This is a genomic window from Pseudomonas fluorescens (assembly GCF_001648775.1).
In the GTDB taxonomy this organism is placed as follows: domain Bacteria; phylum Pseudomonadota; class Gammaproteobacteria; order Pseudomonadales; family Pseudomonadaceae; genus Aquipseudomonas; species Aquipseudomonas fluorescens_M.
In genome coordinates, this window is record NZ_LVEJ01000030.1 from 1 (window position 1) to 361 (window position 361).

Here is a 361-nt window from a genome sequence, read left to right on the forward strand (position 1 = left end):
CCCGGTCAGCACGTCATTGAAAGACGAGCCGATGACGGTTTCGAAGTTCCACAGTTTGTCACCCTGTGCATCTCCACCAACACCCAGAACACCGCCAACCAGACTTACCGTCACGCCGCTGGACGAACCGGAGTAATCAATGGTGTCAGTGCCGCCCGAACCATCGAACTGATCGGCAGTTGCACCACTGATAAAGGTGTCGTTGCTGCCGGAGCCCGCCAGCATCTCGATGCCGACGTAGGTATCGCCGGCGGCGATCCCGGAGTTCACGCCGGTTTTGGTGTTGATCGTCACACCCACTTGGCTGTCGGTATAACTCACGGTATCCGTGCCTGCACCGCCAATGAACTGGTCAGCACCT

General features: G+C 58.2%; 1 pseudogene. It reads right to left on the reverse strand.

Annotated elements, in window-relative coordinates:
- Positions 1-321: pseudogene (locus A8O26_RS25980) on the reverse strand (calcium-binding protein); the annotation flags it as partial.
- Positions 322-361: the final 40 nt, after the last annotated feature.